Raw genomic sequence first — 22785 nt, 5'->3', positions numbered from 1 at the left:
GGTGGGTTCATGGGCATCAGGCGGGGTGGTTTGCGGCGACCGCGGCGTGGATCCGTTGCACCACGCGCCGCGAGTTGTCGGCGTCCAGGTGCTGGAAGAACAGGCGGCGGGCGGTGAGGTAGCGTTCGTCGGGGTGGTACTGCGGCTGCGCCAGCATGGCATCCAGCGCGGCCAGCAGCGCCGCGAAGCTCGTGGTCATCGGCCCCGGAAATGCCAGGTCAAGGTCATACAGCAGCCCATTCTGGCGGGTGCGGTAGTGCTCCAGGTCGTAGGCGAAGCCGAGTACCGGCAGGCCCAGGTAGAGCGCGTCGATGTAGACCGAGGAGTAGTCGGTGATGACCAGCGCGCTTTCGCGCAGCAGCGGCGCGATCTCCTGGAACTGCGCGTGGCCCAGGTCCAGCAGCACCTCGCCATCGAGGTGGCGCACCGGGTCCAGCGCCGCCGGGCCGTTGACCAGATAGTGGCTGCGCAGCCCCAATACCGCGCCATGGCGCTGCAGGACCTGGCGCAGCTGGACGACCTCGTCATCGCTGAAGCGGTAGCTGCGCTCGGCGGCGACGCTGGCATCGCGGTAAGTGGGAGCGTACAGCACCAGCCGGCGACGGCCGCGCAGCGCCCGCACGCGCGCGAGCTCGTCGCGCAGGCTGGCGGGGAGTGCGTCCTCGGCGATGCGCAGGAAATCGTTGCGCGGCAGCCCGGTAACCCAGACGTTGGTCGGGGGCAGCGGATGGAAGATCGCCGCCATCGCGTGCGCGTCGATGGTCGAGGACGCGACCAGCCCGGTGTAGAAGCGGCGTTCGCGGCGCCGGTGCCGGTCGCGGTCGCCATGCTGGCGCTGGTCCGGGTTGGCCAGCGCGAACAGCCGCTTCAGCGGAATGCCATGCCAGAGGTTGACGGTGACGCGCCGCCGGAGCCACGGCCGTGGCGCGGCGTAGCCGCCGTTGCGCCAGGCCAGCGACATGTCCAGCGCGGTGGAGTTGGTCAGCAGCAGCACGCCGCAGCGGGCGAGCGCCCACAGCCCCCGCGGCGAGTCCAGGCGGAGCACGCGCACGTGCGCGTGCTCGCTCACGTCCAGGGGCCGCTGGCCACCGCGCACGAACACCCGGCAGTGCACCCGCGGGTCGTCCTTTACCTGCTCGAAGACCGCGCGTGCGTTCTCGATGAACTGGCCCGGCTTGAGCGGATGGTCGAAGAACGCCCAATGGTCGCGGCGCTTGGGCACCAGCAGGTCCAGCAGCCGCCACGCCAGCAGCAGCGGCACCCCCAGCCACGCAGGCATCACGGCCGGCCTCGCATCACGCGGCGCGGACCCGCGCATGTGCGGTCAGCAGCTCGCAGATCCGGCCGACTTCGGCATCGGACAGGTCCGGGTGGATCGGCAGGCACAGCACCTGGCGGGCGGCGGCGTGCGCCACCGGCAGGTTGTCCGGCGCCGCGGACGCGAAGCCGCGGTACATCGGGAACTCGCTGATCAGCGGGTAGAAGTAGCGCCGCACTAGGATGTGTTCGGCGCGAAGCAGGTGGTAAAGCTCGTCGCGCTGCAACGGGTAGTCGTCGCCCACCAGCACCGGGAAGTAGGCGTGGTTGTGGCGCACGTCCGCGGGCCGTGCCAGGCACCGGATGCCGGCGATGCCCGCCAGGCGCTGGCGGTACAGCGCGTCGATCGCGGCGCGACGTTCCAGCGCACGGTCGATGTGCTTGAGCTGGAGCAGGCCGAACGCGGCGCTGACCTCGTTCATCTTGCCGTTGATGCCCGGCGCCACCACGGTGGTCTCGTTGACGAAGCCGAAGTTCTTCAGGTGGTCGATGCGCTGCTTGGTACGCGCGTCCGGGCAGATGATGGCGCCACCCTCGAAGGTGTTGAACACCTTGGTGGCATGGAAGCTGAGCACCGACAGGTCGCCGTGCCGCAGCACGCTGCCGCGGGTGTCGCCGACCGCGAAGGCATGCGCGGCGTCGTAGATCACCCGCAGGTTGTAGTTGTCGGCGATGCGGCCGATGGCGTCCACGTCGCAGGGCGTGCCATAGCAGTGCACCGGCATGATGGCCGTGGTCTGGGGCGTGATCGCGGCCTCGATCCGGGCCGGATCGAGGTTGAAGGTGACCGGGTCGACGTCCACGAACACCGGCTTGATGCCGTTCCACAGCAGCGAATGGGCGGTGGCCACGAACGAGTACGGCGTGGTGATCACCTCGCCGGTGATGCGCAGCGACTGCAGGGCGGTGACCAGCGCCAGCGTGCCATTGGCGAACAGCGCGATGTGCTCGACCCCGAGGTAGGCGCACAGCGCCTTCTCCAGCGCCTGGTGCATGCTGCCGCCGTTGGTCAGGATGCGGCTCTCCCAGATCCGCTCCAGGTAGGGCACGAACTCTTCCAGCGGGGGCAGCAGCGGGCTGGTGACCGGGGTCGGCTTCTTGGGGATCATCGCGGGCGGGCCGGGGGCATGGCGTCGGCGGAATGCCGGCGTGCGGGAACATGCAACTCCCGTGCCGGGGGCGGCGCCGGTCAGTTGACGGCCAGGCCCAGGCCGCCGGCCTCCGGCGAGAACATCAGGCTGCCCAGCGATGAGCGCAGCGGCAGCGAGGCGGGCCATCCGGGCGGGACCATCGCCGGACCGATGCGGTAGCGGCCGTGGATGCCGTCGCCTGTGCGATAGTGCAGGACCAGCCCGTACAGGCTGCCTGGCCTGCATTCGCGGCCCCGCAGGTCCAGCCGGTAGCGCCAGCGGTGCTCGCCGATCCGCCCTTCCGGCTGGAACTCCCAGCTGCCTTCGCCCTGGATCGAATGCAGCTCGAACCAGACCGCGCAGCCTTCCATGATGCGGTCATGAAGGTCCAGGGTCAGGTCCAGGCTGTCCTCGCCCAGGCAGATGTCGCGCAGGCGGAAGAAGCCGATGTTGGGGAACTCCAGGCGCATCGCGGCCCGCGGCAGCGGGACCTCCGGGTTGTCCAGGAACGGTTGCTTCCAGTAACAGGCGCCGTCGATTTCCGCGATCCAGCCCCGTTCACTGGTCACGCCGAGCAGGAAGCACAGGGCTTCGACCTCGCCGCGCCTGATCAGCTCCAGGTAAAGGCAGCGCCTGGCCCCCAGCGCCCGGCAGTCCAGCTCGCCATACAGTGCGAGCAGTGCCTGCATCTGCTCGATGAATACCTTGCGAAATGTCGGAGATGCCACGATGCCCGGCGCGGCGTGCAGCGCACGCTGCAGGTTGGCCACGGCGATCGCACGGCGGTAACCGGCCGCTGCGGGAACGTCGTCGAAGTCATGCCACTCCAGCTTCATCGAATGAATGCGATCAATGAAGTTGTCGGCCTGGCGGATGTTCTGCGAAATGGAGGCCGTGGCGCCTTCCGGGCGCCGCCGCCAGTGGTAGACAAGCTCGGGAATGATCACCGTGCGCCGGCTGTACCAGTAGGCGCGGTGCACGAACGGGCGGTCCGCATACAGCAGGCCCGGCACCATGCCGAGTCCGTGCTCCCGCAGGAACGCGGTGCGGAATACCTTGTTCCAGTAGAAGCAGTCGTGGATGACGTCGGGGAACTCGGTCACCGAATCGAAGCGGCGGCGCCGCGACCAGACATACGGCTCATACAGGAAGGCCACCGACGAGAGCCTGCCATCCTGCAGTCGTGCCGCACGGCCGATGACGATGTCGGCGTCGGCCTGCAGCGCATGTTCCATCAGCAGGCGGTAGCCATCGCGGGTGACCACGTCGTCGGAGTCGACCAGCGCCACGTAACGCCCGCGCGCCAGCGACACGCCGAGGTTGCCCGAAGCCGCGCCACCTTCGTTGTGCTTGCCGATGCAGCGGAAGTTCGGGTGGCGCGCCTGGTAGTCGCGGCAGATCGCCAGGCTGTCGTCGCTGCTGCCGTCGTCGATGGCGATGATCTCGATGTCGCGGTAGTCCTGCTGCAGCAGCGAGTCGAAGCACTCGGGCAGGTACGGTGCGGTGTTGTAGACCAGCACCACGATGGAAAGCAGGGGCGCCTGGTCGGCGTCGACGATGCGTTCCAGGCTCATGCGCGAAGCTCCCTCAACTGTTCCAGCGCATCCACATCGAATACCGGGATGCCGCGCGTGGACGCCACGTCGGTGCGTTCGCGGTAGGCATCGTCGATGAAGATGGCCGCTTCGCCGGGCGGGATCACGGCGCTCTTGGGCGAACCGTCGCGCAGGTGCACGATCCGCTCGAACAGGTCGGCGCAGATGCGGTGCCGCGCGAGCGTCTGCTCCGGTGCGGAGGCATGGCGGGTGACCAGTACCACCGGGATGCCGTGGGCGCTCCACTGGTACAGCAGCGCCATCACCTGCGGCTCCGGGGTGCCGCGCACCAGCAGGGTGTCGTCCAGGTCCAGATAGACCCGCTCGTAGGCCAGCTGCGCCCGCCAGCGGTTGCCCAGCGCGCGGTCCATGACCAACGGGTAGTGCTGGGGCAGCACGCTGAAGGGCTTTCCCAGGTAGGCGTAGATGCCCAGCAGGGGGTAGTTGATGCCGCGCATGCGGTTCAATGCCATGGACCCGGCGATGCGGGGGGCGACCTCCAGCAGCTTGGGCACGCCGTGGCGGTCGCGCCGGGCCTGGAAGAACCAGGCCCCCTTCAGGCGCAGTTCGGCGGCGATGGCCCGCGCCATCGCCTCCAGGCCGGGATCGGCCGCCGCCGGTTCGGTGCGTACGCTGATCCCGGACTTCACCCGGCCGCGGACGCGGGCGGCGGCGTGCAGCAGGGTGCCCTCGGCGCTGGAGATGCAGTCCACGGTGTACTCGGTACCGGGCAGGTATTCGCTGAAGACGTACTCGACGCCGCTGCCGGCCAGTTGCCGGTGGCGTGCTTCATCGTCCACCCGCTCGGCGCCCTGGCTGCCCTGGCCGACAGCCGGCTTGGCGAAGATCGGGTAGTCGGCGGTGCCCGGTTCGACGCCGCGCGGCACGATGCCCAGGTGCTGCAGTCGGGCGTAGGTCCGGTTCTTGTTGCGGCAGATGGCGGCGATGGCCGGGTCGGGCACCATCGCCGGGGCGTGCAGCTGCTGCTGGTTGTCGGCGAGTACCGGGATCACGCTGTCGTGCGCCGGCACCACCAGGTCGATGTCCCACGCATCGATCAGCGCGTTGAGCTGGGGCACCAGCTCGGCCGAACCGGCCTGCGCCGCGATCTGGCGGTAACGCGCATAGACGAACTCACCATGGTCCGATACCGAGGACGCGCCATGCAGGCAGATGTCCTTGGCATGGCGCAGGGCGGCATGGATCTCCAGGCCGATCTCCGACCCGCACGGAAACACCAGCACGTTCACCGTCATGGGCCTGCGTCCTCGCACGGCTGGGCCAGCAGGACGGCCTCCCAGCCCTGTGGCAGCTGCACCCATTTGAAGTTGAAGCGGTAGGGGATGCCGAGCCCGGCGATGAAGCGGGGGATGGTCAGCACGTCGTCCCACTTGTGGTACAGGCACAGCGCCAGCTTGGGGCGGAAGCGGCGGATGGTCTGCACGGCCCCGTGCAGGGCCGGGATCTCCGACCCCTCGATGTCCATCTTGATCAGGTCCACCCGCTGCAGCCCGTGCCGGGCGACATAGTCGTCAAGGGTGATGGTTGGAATGCGCTCGCCCGGCCCGTCGCCGGGCTCGACCGACGTCGCGCCCTGCAGCCTGGCCTGCTTGATCACCAGCGAACCCTGGCTGTGGTCGGACAGGGCCAGCTTGTTGAGCACGACGCGGTCGCTGATGCCGTTCAGCGCATTGTTGTAGCGGAACAGGGCGATGCTCTCGTCCAGCAGTTCGAATGCGTGCACCTGGCAGTCGCCGCCGGTCTTGGCGCAGAACAGTGCGGCGGTGTCGCCGATGAAGCCGCCGGCATCGATGATGACGTCGCCCGGCTGCACCCGGAAACCTTCGTCCTGGTACTGGTCGAACAGCACGTCATGGATGCTCAGCGCCCAGGCATAGGTGGCCAGGCGGAAATCATGGCCCTGCGGGCGCATGTCCTGCAGCACGTAGTGGCCGCCGTCGATCTCGACCGGGGGCCGCTCCGCCTGCCGGATGCGCTCCACCTCGGCGTTGTAGAACGCCATCTCGGCCGGGTCGATGCGATCAATGCCGGCCCAGCGCTTGAGGAACCACACCAGGAAACGCTGTTGCTCGGCCGGTTGCAGGCGTTCGTAGAGCAGCGTTGAGATCGCATCCGAATCAGCCAGGTAGCGCTGGATCAGGCGTTGCAGGCGGGCGTCGTCGTCCGCCGCGCCACCGATGCCCAGCGCCACCAGGTCGGTCATGAAGCGGTTTGTCGCAGGGAACGGACCGAAAAACGCTTCGACCACGCGCGCGGCGGCCCTGCCGTCGTTGAGCGCGCAGAAGCGCTGGCGGAACGTGGCATACCGTTCGGCGTGGGCGGCCTGGACCGCGGGCAGGTCGGCCAGCAGGGCGATCAGCGCGTCGGTGCTGCGCGCGATCGGGCCCGGCAGGTCCTGCTCCATGTCCAGGTAGAAGCCGCGGATCCGCTGCGCATATTGGTCGAGGTCGTAGCAGTAGAACAGGATCGGGCGGCCGCTGGTGGCGAAATCGAAGAAGATCGACGAATAGTCGGTCACCAGCACGTCGGCGATGACGCACAGGTCGGTCGCATCATCCACGTGCGACACATCGCGGACGTTGGCCGGCAGTGGCCGGTCCCCGAGGCCGCCGCTCACCAGGTGGTGCGCACGGACGAGCAGCATCTGGTCCGGCGCCAGTGCCGCGGCCACCCGGGCGACGTCCAGCCGCAGGTCGAGGTCGAACTGCCAGTGGCCGACCTGGCGGTCGTCGCGCCAGGTCGGGGCGTACAGCACGTAACGGCGATCGAGCGGGAGATCCAGGCGGCGGAGGACGTCCGTGCGTCCGCCGTCCGCGGCGGCCAGCGGGTCGGTCAGCGGATAGCCGGTTTCCAGCACGCCGCCATCGTAGCGGAAGGCACGGCGCAGCACGGCGCTGGAGTAGCTGTTGGCGCTCAGCAGATGGGTCCAGGCGCGCGACTCGCGGTACAGGTTGTCGCGGGCGTCGACCTCGGGACCGGCGACGTCGATGTCGTATCCCAGCCGCTTGAGCGGGGTGCCGTGCCAGGTCTGGAGGTAGCGGGTGTCCGGCTTGCGGCCATGCGCGGTGAACAGGATGTTGTTGACGCGGTACCTGGCCTGGGCAAGCAGCCGGTGGTAGGCGGCCGAGCCGCGGCGCACGCGCGCGGGATTGCCGGGGATGGGCGTGTCGCCGTTGTAGGCCCAGACGCAGCGCAGGTCCGGACGCATCCGCCGCAGCGCTTCATGGATATAGCGGGGATTGCCCGCGTATGCCTTGCCCAGGAAGCTCTCGAACAGGACCAGGTCCTCCTGCAGCGGCAGCTCCTCCAGCAGCATGGGGAACGCGGCACGCGTGTTCTCGGCGTCCACGGTGTAGGCGTGCTGCTGCGACGGCGCGGTGAACAGCGCCAGCGAACTGACGCTGTCGCTCAGGTAGGCCGAGATCCCGTGCTCACCGATCGCCTGCTGGAAGAAATGGCGGGGGATGGTCGTGCCGGTCGTGCCGATCAACGGCTCGAACACGCCGTTGCCGTCCAGCTCGGCCTGGACATCCCAGCGCAGCGGGCGATCTTCCAGCAGCGGCGCGACCGGCAGCTCCGCCCGGACCGTGTCGCCCTCGCGGTGGAAATGCAGGGGCAGGATCCGAGCACCGTCACGCGAACGCAGGCGCAGCCCGCTCATCCGCGGCGGGCCGGGCTGCAGCGAAAGCAGGAGCCCATGCTCCGCGTCTCCGGCCGCGGGGCGGATGTCGAACACCGGGCGCATCAGCGCGCACCGCCCAGCAGCGGACCGCCGATCCGCGGCGCCCCGGCGACGGCCGCCTCAGCGGGGTCGCGGCGGATCCTGGCCTTCAGCGAGGAACTGGAGATGTCCTCGGTGCGGGGCAGGTAGCGGACCTCGCAGTGGCACGACAGCGCGTCGAAATGCCCGGTCCAGTCCGAGCCCATCACCAGGATCGCCGCGCCATGGCGGCGGATGTCGGCGGCCTTCTGTTCCCAGCTGTCCTCGGGAAACACGTCGTCGACGTAGCGGATGGCGCGAAGCACCGCCTCACGGTCCGCATAGCATTGGGTGGCCGTCTTGTTCTTGATGGCGTTGAACCGGTCCGAGGACAGGCCGACCACGAGCCGGTCGCCCAATGCGCGGGCGCGACGCAGCAGATTGACGTGACCCACGTGCAGAAGGTCGAACGTGCCGTAGGTCAGAACAAGCGTCATGAGCGGGGAATCCAGGCAGCCATGGTCTGCCTGCATCAGGCAAGTTCCGTGCCGTTGCCGCTGCCGACCCGCGCGGACGGCGGCCTCAGTCCGCCGCCTGCTCGCGGTCGATCCCGTACTTGCGCAGTTTCTCCACCAGGGTGGTGCGGCGCAGGCCGAGCAGCTGCGCGGCGTGGGCGACCACGCCCTGGGTGCGCTCGAGGGCTTCGTTGATCAGCTTCAGCTCGATGCCGGCCATGTGGTCGCGCAGGTCCAGGCCGTCGTCGGGCAGTTGCACCGGCACCGGCGCGGCGGCCGCGGCGGGCGGCGATGCCGGCGCCGGGCTGGCGGTCAGGCTGGCCAGCGGCCGCTCGTCGTCCAGCGCCACCGGCGGCGGCGCCGCCTCGCTGCGGTAGCGCGCGGGCAGGTCCTGCACCCGCACCAGCCCGCCCGGGTGCAGCACCGCCAGGCGTTCGACCAGGTTGGTCAGTTCGCGCACGTTGCCCGGCCAGCGGTAGGCGGCCAGCGCCTGCAGCGCTTCGGCGGCGAAGCGGACCTCACCACGGCCGGTGCGCGCCAGCTGCGCGGCGATGGTTTCCACCAGCGCCGGGATGTCGGCGATGCGTTCGCGCAGCGCCGGCACGTCGATCGGGAACACGTTCAGGCGGTAGAACAGGTCCTCGCGGAACTTGCCTTCGGCGATGCGCGTTTCCAGGTTGCGGTGGGTCGCGGCGATCACCCGCACGTTGCAGCGGATGGTCTGGTTGCCGCCGACGCGCTCGAAGCTGCGCTCCTGCAGCACGCGCAGCAGCTTGACCTGCATCGGCAGGCTCATGTCGCCGATCTCGTCCAGCAGCAGGGTGCCGCCCTCGGCCATCTCGAAACGGCCCTTGCGCGCGCTCAGCGCACCGGTGAAGGCGCCCTTTTCGTGGCCGAACAGCTCGCTTTCCAGCAGGTCCGGCGGGATCGCGCCGCAGTTGATGGCCACGAACGGGCCGTCGCGCCGCGGCGAGCGCTGGTGGATGGCGCGCGACACCACTTCCTTGCCGGTGCCCGACTCACCCAGCACCAGCACGGTGGTGTCGAACCCGGCCACCTGCTCGATCAGCTGGCGCAGCTCGGTCACCGCCGGGCTGGTGCCGGTGGGGCCGGTGTCCTCGCCGCCGCCGGCATGGTGCTCGGCGTCCAGCCGCCTGAGGCTGGCGCGGCGCAGCAGCGCCTCCATCTGCGCGTGGCGCATCGGCTGCTCCAGCGGCCAGACGTTGGCCTCGTGCAGGGCGTAGTGGCGCGCGAACGCCAGCGGGTCGCCTTCGGCCAGCAGCACCGGCGGCATGCCGGTGCCGGCCAGCCAGTGGAAGAACGGCATGGCGCGCGCCGGGTCCTCGATGGTGCCCACCACCAGCGCCATCCAGTCGTTGACGCGGTGGCGGCTGGTATCGATGTCGCCCACGTCGGTGACCCAGCGCGGGTTGAGGTCCATGAACTCCAGCAGCGCCACCGTGCGTTCGGCGCGGACGCCCTCGCTGTCGATCACGAGGATGCGCGATTCACTCATGGCCCTGTTCCTGCCTGACGTGCTCCAGGATCGGCATGACCTCCTGGATGTAGGACAGCTTGCTGACGAAGTTGTCGGCGCCGGCACGCTGGGCGTGCTCGCGGTGCTCGGCGTCGTCGAAATGGCTGGCGATCACGATGTAGGGCGGCTCGTCCTGGGTCTTGATCAGGCGCGTGGCCTGCAGCCCGCCCATCTCCGGCATCGCCAGGTCCATCAGCACCACCTGCGGGCGCAGCGCCTCGGAGCGCTCGATCGCCTCCAGGCCATTGGCGGCGCTGCCGACCACCTGCAGCCAGTCGACCTTGCGGAAGTGGCGCATGGCCGCGTTGATGAAGCCTTCGTGGTCGTCGACCAGCAGAACGGTGAGCTTGCTCATGGATTTCCTCGGATCAGCCTGCGCGGGCCAGCAACGGACGCGCATTGTGCCGCTTCCGCTCGCGCGCGGGGGCGATGTCCAGCTGTTCGCGGTATTTGGCCACGGTGCGGCGGGCGATGTTGACCCCCTGCCGCGCCAGCAGTTCGGCGATGGCCTCGTCGGCCAGCGGGCGCGCCGGCGGTTCGGATTCGATCAGCCGCCGCACCATTGCCTTGACCGCCTGCCCGGAGATGCTGGCGCCGTCCAGGCGCACGGCGAAGAAGTGTTTCAGCTCGAAGGTGCCGCGCGGGGTCTGCATGAACTTGCCCGAGGTGATGCGCGAGACGGTGGATTCGTGCATGCCGATGGCGTCGGCCACTTCCTTCAGGGTCAGCGGCGCCATGGCTTCTTCGCCCTCGGCCAGGAACGCGGCCTGGCGCTCGACGATGACCCGCGCGGTGCGCAGCAGGGTGTCGTAGCGCATGGACAGGCCGCGGGTGAACCAGCGCGCCTCCTGCAGCAGTTCGCGCATCGGCTGGGCGGCGCTGCCTTCGCTGGCGCCCAGGGCGCGCTCGTAGACCGTGTTGAGGCTCACCCGCGGCGTGGTGGCCGGGTTCAGCGCCACCCGCCACTGGCCATCGGCGCGCCAGGCCACCACTTCCGGGATGACCGCGTCGTCGGCCTGCGGCTGCAGCGTGTCGCCGGGGCGGGGCTGTAGCGACAGCACCAGCCGGAACGCCTCCAGCACGTCGGCGTGTTCGGCGTCCAGGCCGGTGGCGATGGCGGCGTAGTCGTGGCTGGCGAGCAGGTTCAGGTCGCCGTCCAGCAGCCGCGCGGCCAGGTGCCGGGCAGGCACCGTGCCGGGCAGGGCGGCCAGCTGCGCCTGCAGGCACTCGCGCAGGTCGCGCGCGGCCATGCCGGCCGGCTCGCCCTGCAGCAGGCGCTGGCGGATGCGCTCGACGTGCGCGCCGTCGCGGTCGAAGCGGGCGCTGGCCAGCAGGGTCAGCTGCGCCAGCGGCGCCTGCAGGTAGCCGGCGTCGTCGCAATGCTCCAGCCAGAACCCGGCGATCGCCAGGTCGCCCTCGTCCAGGTCCAGCGACAGCGCCTGCAGGATGCGCAGGTGCGGGTCGCTGGATTCGCCCATCGCCAGGCGCGCGGTGCGGTCCTCGTCGGCGTCGTTCCAGCTGGCGCCGGGCACGTCCCACATCGAACTCTCCGGCAGCTCGTCGAACGCCGCGGTCTCCAGCTGCGGGTCGCCGGCGCCGGCGGTTTCGGCGGCGCTGGCGGAGGCCTCTTCCTCGATCTCCAGCAGCGGGTTGTTCTCCAGCACCTGGCGGATTTCCTGCTCCAGCTGCAGGCCGTTGAGCTGCAGCAGGCGGATGGACTGCAGCAGGGCGGGCGTGAGGTGGAGTTGCTGCCCGAGCTGGGTGGCGAGCGTGGCTTTCATGGCGTCTGGTCCCCGTGACCGCTGCGTGAAGCGACCGTGATGGAACACATCTTGCGTAGGGGGTGTCAGGGAATGAATAGGAGAAAACCCGGCGCCATCCGGGAGTCCCCTGAGTGGGTGTAGGGGTTTTTCCTACATTTCGCCATTAATCCGTCGCCGCGGCGGGGGCGGAGATTGGACTATCAATGACTTACGGAATTCTGACGCGCCACGCGACGGATTTCCGAATCTGTGACGCGTTGCCAACGTCGGTCCGCGGGCGGGGGCTCAGGCGAGCTCCTGCTGGTGGCGCACCGCCAGCAGCAGCAGGTCGTTGGCGCGGCGGCAGCCCAGCGCTTCCATCATGCGCGCGCGATGGGTCTCGACGGTTTTCACGCTGATGCCCAGTTCGGCGGCGATTTCCTTGGTGGTGCGGCCGTTGCCGAGCTGGCGCAGGATCTGCCGCTGGCGCGGCGACAGCGCGGCGATGCCGGTGGGGCGTTCGCGCCCGAGCATCGGCGCCAGCATGCGGGTGGAGATCTGCGGGCTCAGGAACACCTGCCCGGAATGCGCCGCGCGCAGCGCGATCTCCAGCTCCTGCGGGGCGGCATCCTTGACCACGAACCCGACCGCGCCGCGGTCCAGCGCATCGCGCACATGCGCGGTGTCGTCGTGCATGGACATCATCACCACGCGCGCCTGCGGCACCCGCCGGCGGATGTCGGACAATGCCTCCAGGCCGCTGCGGCCGGGCAGGGAAAGATCCATCAGCACCACTTCGGGGCGGTGCAGCACCGCCAGCTCCAGCGCCTGGTCGGCGTTGCTGGCTTCGCCGACCACCATCACCCCGCCGAACGTCTGCAGCAGGCGGCACAGGCCGGCACGCACCAGCGTATGGTCATCGACGATCAGGACACGCACGGGCACGGGCATCGCTTGGGAATGGCCGCACCTTAGCCGAGCGCGCGCGCGCGCGCCAAGCGGCAAAGGTCATGCACGCGCCGCCTCAACGCGGGCGCCGGCTGTCGGCGATCTGGCGCCGGTGCAGGCGGAACAGGTGGCGTTCCAGCGCGGTGTCCAGCGCCTCGCCGGTACTCTGCAGCCGCAGCCACAGGTAGAGCCCGCCGTTGCCCGAGGCGGCTTCGCCCAGCACCTGCACCGGCAGTTCGATATGGTCGGGCAGCCAGTCGGCCGGCTGCAGGCGCACGATGCCGGCGCTGCCTTGGACCGCGCCGCTGCGCTGGCCCAGCTCGAGCCGCAGGCCCCGCCGCGACCAGCGCACCGGGCGCAGCGGCAGCGCCTGGGTGGACTGCCGCAGCAGGCGCCCCAGCAGCACCAGGGCAAGGTCCATGCGCGCCTCCAGCCGTGCCAGCTGCTGGCTGCCGTCGGCGCCGCGTTCGTCACTGTCGTCGGCGCCGCGCGAGTCTTCCACCAGCGCCACGCTGCGCAACAGCATTTCCGCCGCGCCGGCGCGGATCGCGCCGCTGCCCGGCTCGAACACCGCCGGCAGCGAGACATCGCAGGTCAGCGTGTCCTCGAACAGCTCGACCTCCGCCGGGTGGTGCACGATGCTGGCGCCGGGCGTGTTCATGCCAGCGATTCGGCCTGCTGGTAAGCGTGCGCGGCGCGCACCGACTGGCGTCCGGCGCGCAGCCGCGCCGCGGCGATGTCGCGGCGTACCAGCATGTCGGCCATCAGCGACTGCTGCAGCGCCAGCAGGTTGCGCAGGCCGTTGGCCGCGGACTGCGCGCCGCAGGCCTCCACGAACTCGCGCAGGCGGCGGTCGTGGCCGCTGGCGATGCGCTCGGCCTGGGCGTGGTCTTCCTGTTCCACCGCAACGCGCAGCGCTTCCAGGTCGTCGTGCAGGGCTTTGAGGGTGTGATCGGGGTCCATCATGGTCCTCAGGCTCCGGTGACGGCGGGGCGTTGGCGCTGGTCGGGCGGGATCGCGTTCCAGGCCGATTCGATCTCGCCCATCAGCGACAGCGACTCCTGCAGCGCCGCCACGTCGTTGTTGAGGTTGGCCTCGGTCAGGCGCTGGATGACGTAGTCGTACAGCGCCGAGAGGTTGCCGGCGATCTCGCCGCCGGCCTCGTGGTCGAGCGAGCCGTTGAGGTGGCCGATGATGGCGCAGGCCTCGCCGATGGCCTTGCCCTTCATCGCCTGGTCGCCCTGGGCCAGGAACGCCTCGGCGCGACGGATGCGCTCGCCGGCCCCTTCGAACAGCAGGGCCACCAGCTTGTGCGGATCGGCATCCACAACCTTGGTGGACACGCCGACCTTGCGGTACTGCTCGGCGTAGTTGCGGCTGGAACCGTACATGGTGAGAGTCTCCTGGGACCTGTCCGGCGCGCGGTCCGGGCAGCGTCGGCAATGATGGGGTGGTATCCGTGTATCGGCCGTCATGGCCGTTTACTTGAATGTCGGACGGTTATTTCTGCAGTGCGGCAAGCTGCTGCGCCAGGTAGTTGCTGGTGCCCTGCATCTGCGCCACCAGCGAGTCCATGGCGGTGAACTGGCGGGTATAGCGCGCCGACACCTTCTCCATGCGCGCGTCGAGGTCGTCCAGGTCCTTTTCCAGCTTCTTGATCTGCTTGTTGAGCGCGTCGGTACGCAGGGTCAGGGTGCCGGTGCCGGTGTCCAGGTTGCTCTTGAGCAGCTTGGACAGGCCGTCGGACAGGGTGCCGTCCTTGCCCAGCAGGCGCGCGGCCGCGTTCGGGTTCTCGGCCAGGGTCTTGTCGAAGGTGCTGCTGTTCAGCGCCAGGGTGCCGTCGGTGTTGATGGTCAGCCCCAGCGCCTTCATGTCCACCACGTTGGCGCTGAGCTGGCCGCGCAGCTGCTGCTGCAGGCCGCGCACCAGCGAGTCGCCGGTCAGGGTGGAGGCGCGCTTGTTGGTGGCATCGTAGGCGCTGGAGTTCTTGAGCAGGTTGACCGAGGCGTTGTAGGCGCTGACGAAGGCCTGCAGGTTGATCTTCAGCGGCGCGTTGTCCTGGCTGACCGTCAGGGTCTTGGTGGTGCCTTCCTCGGCCTTGTTCAGGGTGAGGGTGATGCCGGGGATGAGGTCGCTGATGCTGTTGCTGCTGGATTCGCGCTCGAAACCGTCCACCCGCACCCGCGCGTTGCTGGCGGCCACGGTCTGGGTGAGGCCGCCGCCGGTGCCGTCCCAGGTCAGGGCGGAAAGCCCTCCGTTGCCGCCGCTGGCCGAGACGGTCAGGGCGCCCTTGGTGCCGGCGTCCACGGCATTGAGCACCAGGTGCTGGCCGTCGCTGGCGGTGATGACGGTGGCATTGACGCCCTTGCCGTTGGCGGTCTTGTTGATCGCCGCGGCGATTTCGGCCAGGGTGCTGCCCGGCTTGATCTCGACGTCGATGGATTTGTCGTCCCAGGCGATCTTCAGGCTGCCGTCACCGACCGCCGCATCGGCGGCGAACGCGCCGGAGCTGAGCTTCTGCGGCTGCGCCAGGCTCAGCACTTCCACGTTGTAGGTGCCGGCCACCGCCAGGGTCTTGCCGGTGGTGGCGTCGGTCACCACGGTCGCGCCGAAGCCGCTGCCTTCCGGCACCGAGGTCTTGTAGGCCTGGTTGCTGGCGCCCTTGACCAGCGCATCGAGCGATGACTGCAGGCCGCTCAGCGAGCTCTTGATGCTGCCCAGCGCCGAAAGTTTGGCGGTGACCGTCGATCCCTGGGTGTTGATGCGGTCGGCGGCCGGCTTGCGCTCGTTGGCGACCAGCTGCGAGACGAGGGTGGGGATGTCCAGGCCGGAGCCGACGACGGAAAGGGAGGACGAGGCCATCTGGATTCCTTGTGCGCAAATGGACGCCCTTGCAGGCATCCCGGATATCGGCACGTTCCCCGGCTTCTTTAGCCACGGGACCGCGCGGGTCACGCCTGGGGTGCAAGTCCCGTGCCGGGATCCCCTGCGCCGCCGGTGCCGGCGACGGCGGCCGCTTTGCATGGCCGCAAATGGATGAAGCCCCCGCCATTGCTGGCGGGGGCTCCGGGTCGTGGCCTGGTCGGGCTGACCCCCGACGGATCAGCGCAGCAGGCTGAGCACGTTCTGGGTCGAGCTGTTGGCCTGGCTCAGCATCGCGGTACCGGCCTGCTGCAGGATCTGCGTGCGGGTCATTTCCGCCGTTTCCTTGGCGTAGTCGGCGTCGCGGATGCGGCTGCGCGAAGCGGACAGGTTTTCCGAGGTGGTGGCCAGGTTGGCGATGGTGGAGCTGAAGCGGTTCTGGATCGCACCCATGTCGGCGCGCGAGCTGTTGACCGCGGTCAGCGCCTTGTCCACCACTTCCAGGGCGCGCTGGGCGCCGACGAAGGAAGAGATGTCCATCTTGCCGGCGACGGTTTCCTGGGCCGGGGCGGTCACCGCGGCGGCGGTCTGCGCGGTGAAGGCGGTGGCGCCGGCGGTGATGCCGGTGGCCTGGCCGGTGACGGCGTCGGTGATGGTGCCGAAGGTGAAGCCGGTGGTGTACTGGTTGCCCTTGACCGCCTGCAGCTTGACCGCGCCGGCGCTGTCCAGGGTGGCGTAGACGCCGGTCTGGTCCATCTTGTCGTTGATGGCGGTGGCGACCTTCTGGTTGATGGTCTTCACGCTGTCGCCGGCGTTGAACTTGACGTCGTCGATGTTGATCGTCTGCGCCGCGCTGGCACCAACCTGCTGCACGCTGATCTTCACGCCCGAGATCTTGCCGGCGGCGGCGGCGACGCCCGAAGCGGTCGCGGCAACCACGTTGACGGCGGTGGTGTCGGAGGCGAAGTTCATCTTGCCCAGGTTGGCGGTGCGCGAATCAACGATGTTGTTGATGCCGATGGTCTGGCCGGCGTCGGCGCCGACCTGGAACAGCGCGCCGGTGAAGCTGCCGTCCAGCAGCTTGGTGCCGTTGAAGCTGGTCTGGTTGGCGACGCGGTCGATTTCCTTCAGCAGCTGGTTGACTTCGGCGTTCAGCGCGTCGCGGTCGGTGCCGGAGTTGGTGGCGTTGGCCGACTGCACGGCCAGTTCGCGGATACGCTGCAGGTTGTTGCCGATTTCGACCATTGCGCCTTCGGCGGTCTGCGCCAGCGAGATGCCGTCGTTGGCATTGCGGGTGGCCACGTCCAGGCCGCGGATCTGGGTGGTGAAGCGCTCGGAGATCGCCAGGCCGGCGGCGTCGTCCTTGGCGCTGTTGATGCGCATGCCCGAGGACAGGCGCTGGATGCTGGTCGCCAGGCTGGTGGCGCTGGTGTTCAGGTTGCGCTGGGCGTTCAGCGACATGATGTTGGTGTTGATGACTTGTGCCATGATTCGGATTCCTTTTTGGCGTTTGATCCGGCAGCTCAACCTGACCGGTACTGAGTGCAGTGGAGTGGCGTAGGGCGCCGCAGTACCGCTGCTGATACCAATAACGGCAGCATCCCGGGCAGCTTTAGGGCCGCCTGGAAAAACGGATCGCACGATCCGCCGATGCGTCCGGATGCATGGCGTCATATGGAAACGGCGCTGGAACCGCAGGGTTCCAGCGCCGTTGTTTTTTACATCGCCGCCGCGGCCGGCCGCCCCGCCAGGCGCGCGTCCCGCAACGACAGAGCCCCGGGCAGGCCGGGGCTCTGGTTCCTGCGCTGCCTGTACCGGCTTACTTGAGCAGGTTGAGCACGTTCTGCGGGACCTGGTTGGCCTGCGCCAGCATCGCGGTACCGGCCTGCTGCAGGATCTGCGTGCGGGTCATTTCCGCCGTTTCCTTGGCGTAGTCGGCGTCGCGGATGCGGCTGCGCGAGGCCGACAGGTTCTCCGAGGTGGTCGACAGGTTGGCGATGGTCGAGGTGAAGCGGTTCTGGATCGCGCCCATCTCCGCACGCGAACCGCTCACCGCGGTCAGCGACTTGTCCACGATCTCCAGGGCGCGCTGGGCGCCGGCGAAATTGGAGATGTCCAGGTTCTCCAGGTGGTTGATGCCGCCGCCGGCCGCCGCGGTGCCGGCCGCGGCCAGCGACGCCGGCAGGTCGGCGGCCAGCGACAGGGTGATGCCGGTGCCGCCGCTGAGGGTGCCGTTGCTCACGCCCTCGAAGTCCTGGCCGGCCTTGAGCGAGGTCAGCTTGATGTTGCCGCCGCTGACCTCGGCGTACAGGCCGGTCTGGTCCAGCTTGTTGTTGAACGCCTGGGCGATCTTCTTCTGCACGGCCGCCGCGTCGTCGCCCACTTCGATCTTGACGTCGTCCAGGGTGATGGTGGTGAGGCCGGCGGCGCCGGCCGGCGCGCCGGCGGCGCGGATCGACACGGCGATGCCCTTGATCGCGCCCGAGGCGGTCGCCGCGGTGCCGCCGACGCCGGCGCCGGCGACGGTGTCGGCGAAGCCGGCGCGGCCCAGCTGGTCGATGTTGGCATCGACGATGCTGTTGACCGCGATGGTCTGGCCGGCGTCGGCGCCGACCTGGAACAGCGCGCCGGTGAAGCTGCCGTCCAGCAGCTTGGTGCCGTTGAAGCTGGTCTGGTTGGCGACGCGGTCGATCTCGCTCAGCAGCTGCTGCACTTCGGCGTTGAGCGCGTCACGGTCGCTGCCGGAGTTGGTGGCGTTGGCCGACTGCACCGCCAGTTCGCGGATGCGCTGCAGGTTGCTGCTAATCTCGACCATCGCGCCTTCGGCGGTCTGCGCCAGCGAGATGCCGTCGTTGGCGTTGCGGGTGGCCACGTCCAGGCCGCGGATCTGGGTGGTGAAGCGCTCGGAAATCGCCAGGCCGGCGGCGTCGTCCTTGGCGCTGTTGATGCGCAGGCCTGAGGACAGGCGCTGGATGCTGGTCGCCAAGCTGCTGCCGCTGGTGTTCAGGTTGCGCTGGGCGTTCAGCGACATGATGTTGGTGTTGATGACTTGTGCCATGGGACTTCTCCGTTGTGCTCGGGTCTTGCGTGATATGGGAAGGCGGTTTGCGTTTGTCTGGATCAGCGGATCATGTTGAACAGCGACATGGACTGCATTTGCGTGAACACGGTCTGTGCGGCCTGCAGAGCGGCGCCTTCGAGCTTGTACTGGCCGATGGCCTCGGCGTAGTCGAGGTCACGCAGCTGCGAAAGCGAATCCTTCAGGGTGATGGCGTTGGCCTCGCGCAGCGAGGCGGCGTTGTCGATGGCGCTGAGCTGCGCGCCGCCGGATGCGCGCGAATCGATCATCTTCTCCGCAGCGCGGGCCACGTCGCGCAGGCTGGACTGCAGCAGGTTCTGCTGCGCGGTGCGGCCGGCGAGGGTGGAGGTGTCCATCTGCAGCGCCTGGGACAGGCGGTCGATGGTGGAGAACACATCGCGGTTGCCGGCCTGGCCGACCGTGAACTCGTCGCCTGCCGCCGGCACGCCGCTCATGCGCACGCGCAGGCCCTGGAAGACGAGGTCGTCGCCCTCGGCATAGGTGCCGCTGCCGACCGTGGCACCGCCACTGTCGAGGATGTCGTAGGCGCCGGGGCCGGTGAAGCGCACCGTGTAGCTGTCGCCGCTCCACGCCGCGCTGCCGTCGCGGCTGGCGCCGGTCAGCACCGCCTGGCCGGTGTTGCCGGCGGCGGCACTGCCGTCGACGGTGCCGTCGCCGGTGCGGATGCGCATGAAGATCTCGCTGCCGGGCAGGGCGTCCTGCACGAAGCTGCCGGGCGCGACCTCGACCTGGCGTTGGGTCTGGTCGCCGTTGTAAAGGATCGTGCCGTTGTTGGTCGCGAACGGCGCTACGCCGTCGGCGGTGCCGCCGAACAGGAAGCGGCCGTTGCCATCGGTGCTGTTGGCCAGCGACAGCAGCGATTCGCGGATCGAGCGCAGCTCGGCCGAAACGCTCTTGCGGTCCTCGGCCGACAGCGCCGCGTTGTTGGCCTGGATGGTGAGGTCGGACACGCGCTGCAGCAGCTCACCGGCCTGCGCCAGCGCGTTTTCCTGCAGGCCCAGCCGGTTCTGCACGTTCGCCGCGTTGGCGCCCAGCTGGTCCAGTTCAGCCAGGATCCGGTCCATGCCCACGGCGGTGCCGGAGGCAACCGGGTCGTCCTTGGCCGAGACCAGCTTCTGCCCGGTGGCCAGCTGGCGCTCCAGGTGGTTGAGCTTGCTCTGCTTGGCGAGCATCAGGTACACCGACTGGTCGTACATCATGCTGCTGGAAATGCGGTTGTTCATCAGCCCACCGCCCGCAGGATCGACTGGAACATGGTGTCGGCGGTGGAGATCAGCTGCGAGGCGGCCTGGTAGGCCTGCTGCAGGCGGAGCATATCCGCCGCTTCCTCGTCCAGGTTCACCCCGGAGATCGAATCGCGGGTGGCCTGCGCGTTCTCGTTGATCACCTGCTGCGCCTGCAGCGAGTAGTCGGCCGCGCGCGCGGCCGCGCCGATCTGCGTGGTCAGCCCGCCCAGCGCGCCGTTGAGGGTGACGGTGCCGCCGTTGAAGGCCTTGGCGTCCTCGACCGCGGCCATGCGCGCAGCGTTGCCGTTGTCGCTGGAGCCGGCCGGGGTGCGCGACACGGTGAAGGTGTCGCCCGCGGCGGGCTTGCCGTCGAGTACCAGGCTCCAGCCGTTGGCGGCGATGGTCTGGCCGGGCGTGTACGGCAGCGGCGGGCCGCCATTGATGGTGTAGTTGTTGGCATCGATGAAGTCGATGCTGACCGGGTCGAGCAAGGCGCCGTTGGCGGCGTCGGTGATGTCGAGCTTGCCGGCCACGCCGGTACCGACGTTGCCCAGATCGGCCTTGGCCCGCACCGGGTTGGCCGCGGCGATGCGCGACGGGTCGGTGATCGCCACCGCCAGCCCGCCGGGGGCGGCCGCGGTGGGCTGCACCAGGAAGCGGTCGTTGAGCGCCGGGGTACCGCCGACCACCAGTTCGATGCCGTTGACCACGAACGGATCGGCGGCGCTGCCGCTGCCGCTCATCGGCACCTGCGCGCCGGTGTCGGTGCGCGTGGCCACCCAGGCGCTGCCGTTGAAGCGCAGCTGCAGGTTCTGCCCGTCGAGCGCGGCGACGTCGCCGTAGCTGGCGCTGACGGTGGCGGTGCTCGCGCTGCTGTTGCCGCTGTGCGCGGCGACCTTGGGCGGGGCGAGGCTGAAGAAGTCCACGCCCATGTCGCCATACAGGTCCATGCCTTCGCGGTGGCTTTCGTTGAACGCCTGCGCCAGGCCGACGGCGATGCGCCCGAGTTCGGCCTGTGCCGGGGTCAGCACGGTGTCGCGGAACTCCAGCAGGCCGCCGATGCTGCCGCCCAGCGCCTTGCCGTCCAGGACGATGGTCTGGCCCTGGGTCTTCAGTGCCAGCTGCAGGCGCTCGGGCTGGTACGGGTCGGCCACGGTGGTGACCTGCGAGGCGGTGCCGCCGACCACCAGCGCATGGCCGCCGGCCGAGTACACGTTCATGATGCCGCCGTCCTGGATCACGGCGGTGCCACCGGTATAGCCCACCAGCTGGGTGATCAGCTGGTCGCGGCGATCGAGCAGGTCCGGTGCGACGCCGGTAGTGTCGGCGCCGATCGCGCTGTTGATCTGCGCGATTTCCCGGGCCAGGCGGTTGATCTCGCCGGTGCCGGCGATCAGGCCGTTGTTGACCTCGTTGCCAAGGGTGTCCAGGTTGCCGTTCAACTGCTTGAAGCGGTTGACCAGGTCGTTGGCGTTGTCGAGCATGCTGCGGCGGTCGGCGGTGCCGGCGGCGTTGGCCGACAGCCCGCTGACCGAGTCGAAGAAGTTGGACCAGATGCCGTTGAGGTTGGTCGCGCTGTCCGAGAACAGCGCATCCACCCGGTCGGCCAGCCCGGAAAGCTGCTTCAGCCGGGCCAGTTCGCCGCTGCTGTCGAGCAGGCGCGAGATCGCCAGCTGGTCGGCCACGCGGCGGATGTCGGTGATGCGGGTGCCGTTGCCGACATCGCCATAGCCCACGTCGGTGGGATTGCGCGTGGCGAAGTCGACCTTCTGCCGGCTGTAGCCGTCGGTCTTGATGTTGGCCACGTTGTGGCTGACGGTGGCCAGCGCCCGCTGGAAGGCGATGAGGGCGCTGCTACCGGTGGAGAGGACACTGGACATCGGGTTCTATCTCAACGGCGGGTGAGGCCGGACAGGCCGGCGGCGTGGGCGAAGGACTGGCCGAGGCGGGCGCCGGCCTGGCCGATGGCGGCCACCGCGCGGTCGATGGTCGGGCCGGCGGCGATGGCGGCGATCTTGGCGGCGTAGCCCGGATCGGTGGCATACCCGGCACGTTGCAAGCCCTGTGCAAAACCGCGCACGTCGCTGCCGGCCTTGAGCGCGGCCTGGTAGCGCGGGCTGTTCTTGAGCATGCGTACGTAGTCGCCGAAGCTCTCGGCCGGCGAGCCGTAGGCGCGGAAGCGCGCGGTCTGGCTCTGGCGCTGGCCGTCGACGTACTCATGGGTGGCGGCGCTGGCGCTTTCGCCCTTCCAGCCGCTGGCCTTGATGCCGAACAGGTTGTGGCTGCTGCCGCCGTTGTCGCGCTTGATGTGGCGGCGGCCCCAGCCGGTCTCCAGCGCGGCCTGCGCGACCAGCGCACGCGGATCGACGCCGAGTTCGCGCGCGGCCTTCTCGGCATGCGGCCAGATGCTGGCGACGAAGCCTTCCGGGGTGTGCTTGCCGAGCTGGTCGGCGGCGGCGTTGGCGGTGGCCATGTCCACGCCATCGGTACGCGGGGCGGCCGGGCCGACGCCACTCCAGCGGTCGTTGGCCAGGGCCCAGTCGGTGGCTGCCGGCGCCGCGTCCGGTGCTGCGCCGCGGCCGCCGATGGCCGCGTGCAGGCTGCCGCTGTCGCGGCCGGCGATCAGGTCCAGCATCTGTTCTTCCGGCATGGCCGGCACATTGCCGCTCAAGGCCTCGTGGCTGCCGGGCATGCCCGGCAGCGGGCTTTCCACCGCGCCGGCCGGCCGCGCCCCCCCGGCCGCTGCGCCAGGCAGGGCTTCACGGTAGGCCTGCGCGGCCTTCGCCGCCGGGACCAGCGCGGTGTCCAGCGGTGGGCTCGCCTGGCCGGCGCCGCCGAGCTGGCGCGCGATCATCGCCGACAGGCCCAGGCCGCGGCCCTGGGTCATGGCCTCGGCAATGCGCTGGTCGTACATCTCGCGGAACATCTGGTTCTCGCCGGGGAACAGCGAATCGCCGAAGCTGGCCGCGCGCATGCTCTTGATCAGCATCTGCGCGAACTGGCCTTCGAGCTGGCGCGCGACCTTGTCGATCTTCGCCGGGTCGTTGCCGGCGACCGGGTTGAGTTCCAGTGACGGGGCGGCGATGCGCATG

19 protein-coding genes are annotated in these 22785 nt (G+C 69.4%); all 19 read right to left on the bottom strand.

Annotation, left to right across the window (positions count from 1 at the left end):
• Positions 1 to 16: 16 nt before the first annotated feature.
• Entirely contained in the window at positions 17 to 1279 is a 1263-nt protein-coding gene (locus tag MKP15_RS11580; protein ID WP_240212792.1) for a CDP-glycerol glycerophosphotransferase family protein, read from the bottom strand.
• 16 nt (positions 1280 to 1295) lie between these two features.
• On the bottom strand, positions 1296 to 2426 hold the full coding sequence (locus MKP15_RS11575; protein WP_161614450.1) for a DegT/DnrJ/EryC1/StrS family aminotransferase: 1131 nt from the start codon (positions 2424 to 2426) through the stop codon (positions 1296 to 1298).
• A gap of 80 nt (positions 2427 to 2506) precedes the next feature.
• Entirely contained in the window at positions 2507 to 4021 is a 1515-nt protein-coding gene (locus MKP15_RS11570; RefSeq protein WP_240212791.1) for a glycosyltransferase, read from the bottom strand.
• Positions 4018 to 5298, bottom strand: coding sequence for an ATP-grasp domain-containing protein (locus tag MKP15_RS11565; RefSeq protein ID WP_240212790.1), 1281 nt, complete (start codon positions 5296 to 5298; stop codon positions 4018 to 4020). The genes MKP15_RS11570 and MKP15_RS11565 overlap by 4 nt, the downstream gene beginning before the upstream one ends.
• Positions 5295 to 7808, bottom strand: a complete 2514-nt coding sequence (locus MKP15_RS11560; protein WP_240212789.1) for an FkbM family methyltransferase — start codon at positions 7806 to 7808, stop codon at positions 5295 to 5297. Before MKP15_RS11560 ends, MKP15_RS11565 begins: the two co-directional genes overlap by 4 nt.
• Positions 7808 to 8260 carry an adenylyltransferase/cytidyltransferase family protein gene (locus MKP15_RS11555; protein ID WP_104940195.1) on the bottom strand — a complete coding sequence of 151 codons (453 nt, stop codon included), beginning with the start codon at positions 8258 to 8260 and terminating at the stop codon, positions 7808 to 7810. Before MKP15_RS11555 ends, MKP15_RS11560 begins: the two co-directional genes overlap by 1 nt.
• Before the next feature lie 85 nt (positions 8261 to 8345).
• Positions 8346 to 9794, bottom strand: a complete 1449-nt coding sequence (locus MKP15_RS11550) for a sigma-54-dependent Fis family transcriptional regulator (protein ID WP_240212788.1) — start codon at positions 9792 to 9794, stop codon at positions 8346 to 8348.
• Entirely contained in the window at positions 9787 to 10170 is a 384-nt protein-coding gene (locus MKP15_RS11545; protein WP_104938842.1) for a response regulator transcription factor, read from the bottom strand. The genes MKP15_RS11550 and MKP15_RS11545 overlap by 8 nt, the downstream gene beginning before the upstream one ends.
• Before the next feature lie 13 nt (positions 10171 to 10183).
• A complete protein-coding gene (gene rpoN, locus MKP15_RS11540) occupies positions 10184 to 11596 on the bottom strand; it encodes an RNA polymerase factor sigma-54 (RefSeq protein ID WP_240212787.1) in 1413 nt (470 codons plus the stop codon).
• A gap of 267 nt (positions 11597 to 11863) precedes the next feature.
• Positions 11864 to 12496 carry a response regulator transcription factor gene (locus MKP15_RS11535; protein ID WP_240212804.1) on the bottom strand — a complete coding sequence of 211 codons (633 nt, stop codon included), beginning with the start codon at positions 12494 to 12496 and terminating at the stop codon, positions 11864 to 11866.
• Between the two features lie 85 nt (positions 12497 to 12581).
• Positions 12582 to 13166, bottom strand: a complete 585-nt coding sequence (locus MKP15_RS11530; protein ID WP_104938841.1) for a PilZ domain-containing protein — start codon at positions 13164 to 13166, stop codon at positions 12582 to 12584.
• On the bottom strand, positions 13163 to 13471 hold the full coding sequence (locus MKP15_RS11525; RefSeq protein WP_104938840.1) for a hypothetical protein: 309 nt from the start codon (positions 13469 to 13471) through the stop codon (positions 13163 to 13165). The genes MKP15_RS11530 and MKP15_RS11525 overlap by 4 nt, the downstream gene beginning before the upstream one ends.
• Before the next feature lie 5 nt (positions 13472 to 13476).
• Positions 13477 to 13896 carry a flagellar export chaperone FliS gene (fliS, locus tag MKP15_RS11520; protein WP_104938839.1) on the bottom strand — a complete coding sequence of 140 codons (420 nt, stop codon included), beginning with the start codon at positions 13894 to 13896 and terminating at the stop codon, positions 13477 to 13479.
• 109 nt (positions 13897 to 14005) lie between these two features.
• On the bottom strand, positions 14006 to 15367 hold the full coding sequence (gene fliD / locus MKP15_RS11515; RefSeq protein ID WP_240212786.1) for a flagellar filament capping protein FliD: 1362 nt from the start codon (positions 15365 to 15367) through the stop codon (positions 14006 to 14008).
• 240 nt (positions 15368 to 15607) lie between these two features.
• Positions 15608 to 16855, bottom strand: a complete 1248-nt coding sequence (locus MKP15_RS11510) for a flagellin (protein WP_104938837.1) — start codon at positions 16853 to 16855, stop codon at positions 15608 to 15610.
• A gap of 331 nt (positions 16856 to 17186) precedes the next feature.
• Positions 17187 to 18425, bottom strand: coding sequence for a flagellin (locus MKP15_RS11505; protein WP_161614439.1), 1239 nt, complete (start codon positions 18423 to 18425; stop codon positions 17187 to 17189).
• 62 nt (positions 18426 to 18487) lie between these two features.
• Positions 18488 to 19690, bottom strand: coding sequence for a flagellar hook-associated protein FlgL (gene flgL, locus MKP15_RS11500; protein ID WP_240212785.1), 1203 nt, complete (start codon positions 19688 to 19690; stop codon positions 18488 to 18490).
• A complete protein-coding gene (gene flgK / locus MKP15_RS11495) occupies positions 19690 to 21573 on the bottom strand; it encodes a flagellar hook-associated protein FlgK (protein ID WP_240212784.1) in 1884 nt (627 codons plus the stop codon). Before flgK ends, flgL begins: the two co-directional genes overlap by 1 nt.
• Positions 21574 to 21584: 11 nt before the next feature.
• A complete protein-coding gene (flgJ, locus tag MKP15_RS11490) occupies positions 21585 to 22784 on the bottom strand; it encodes a flagellar assembly peptidoglycan hydrolase FlgJ (RefSeq protein WP_240212783.1) in 1200 nt (399 codons plus the stop codon).
• Position 22785 lies beyond the last annotated feature (1 nt).

It is taken from the genome of Stenotrophomonas sp. Y6, assembly GCF_022436665.1.
Lineage (GTDB): Bacteria > Pseudomonadota > Gammaproteobacteria > Xanthomonadales > Xanthomonadaceae > Stenotrophomonas > Stenotrophomonas acidaminiphila_A.
This window is presented reverse-complemented; position numbering and strand designations above follow the sequence as displayed.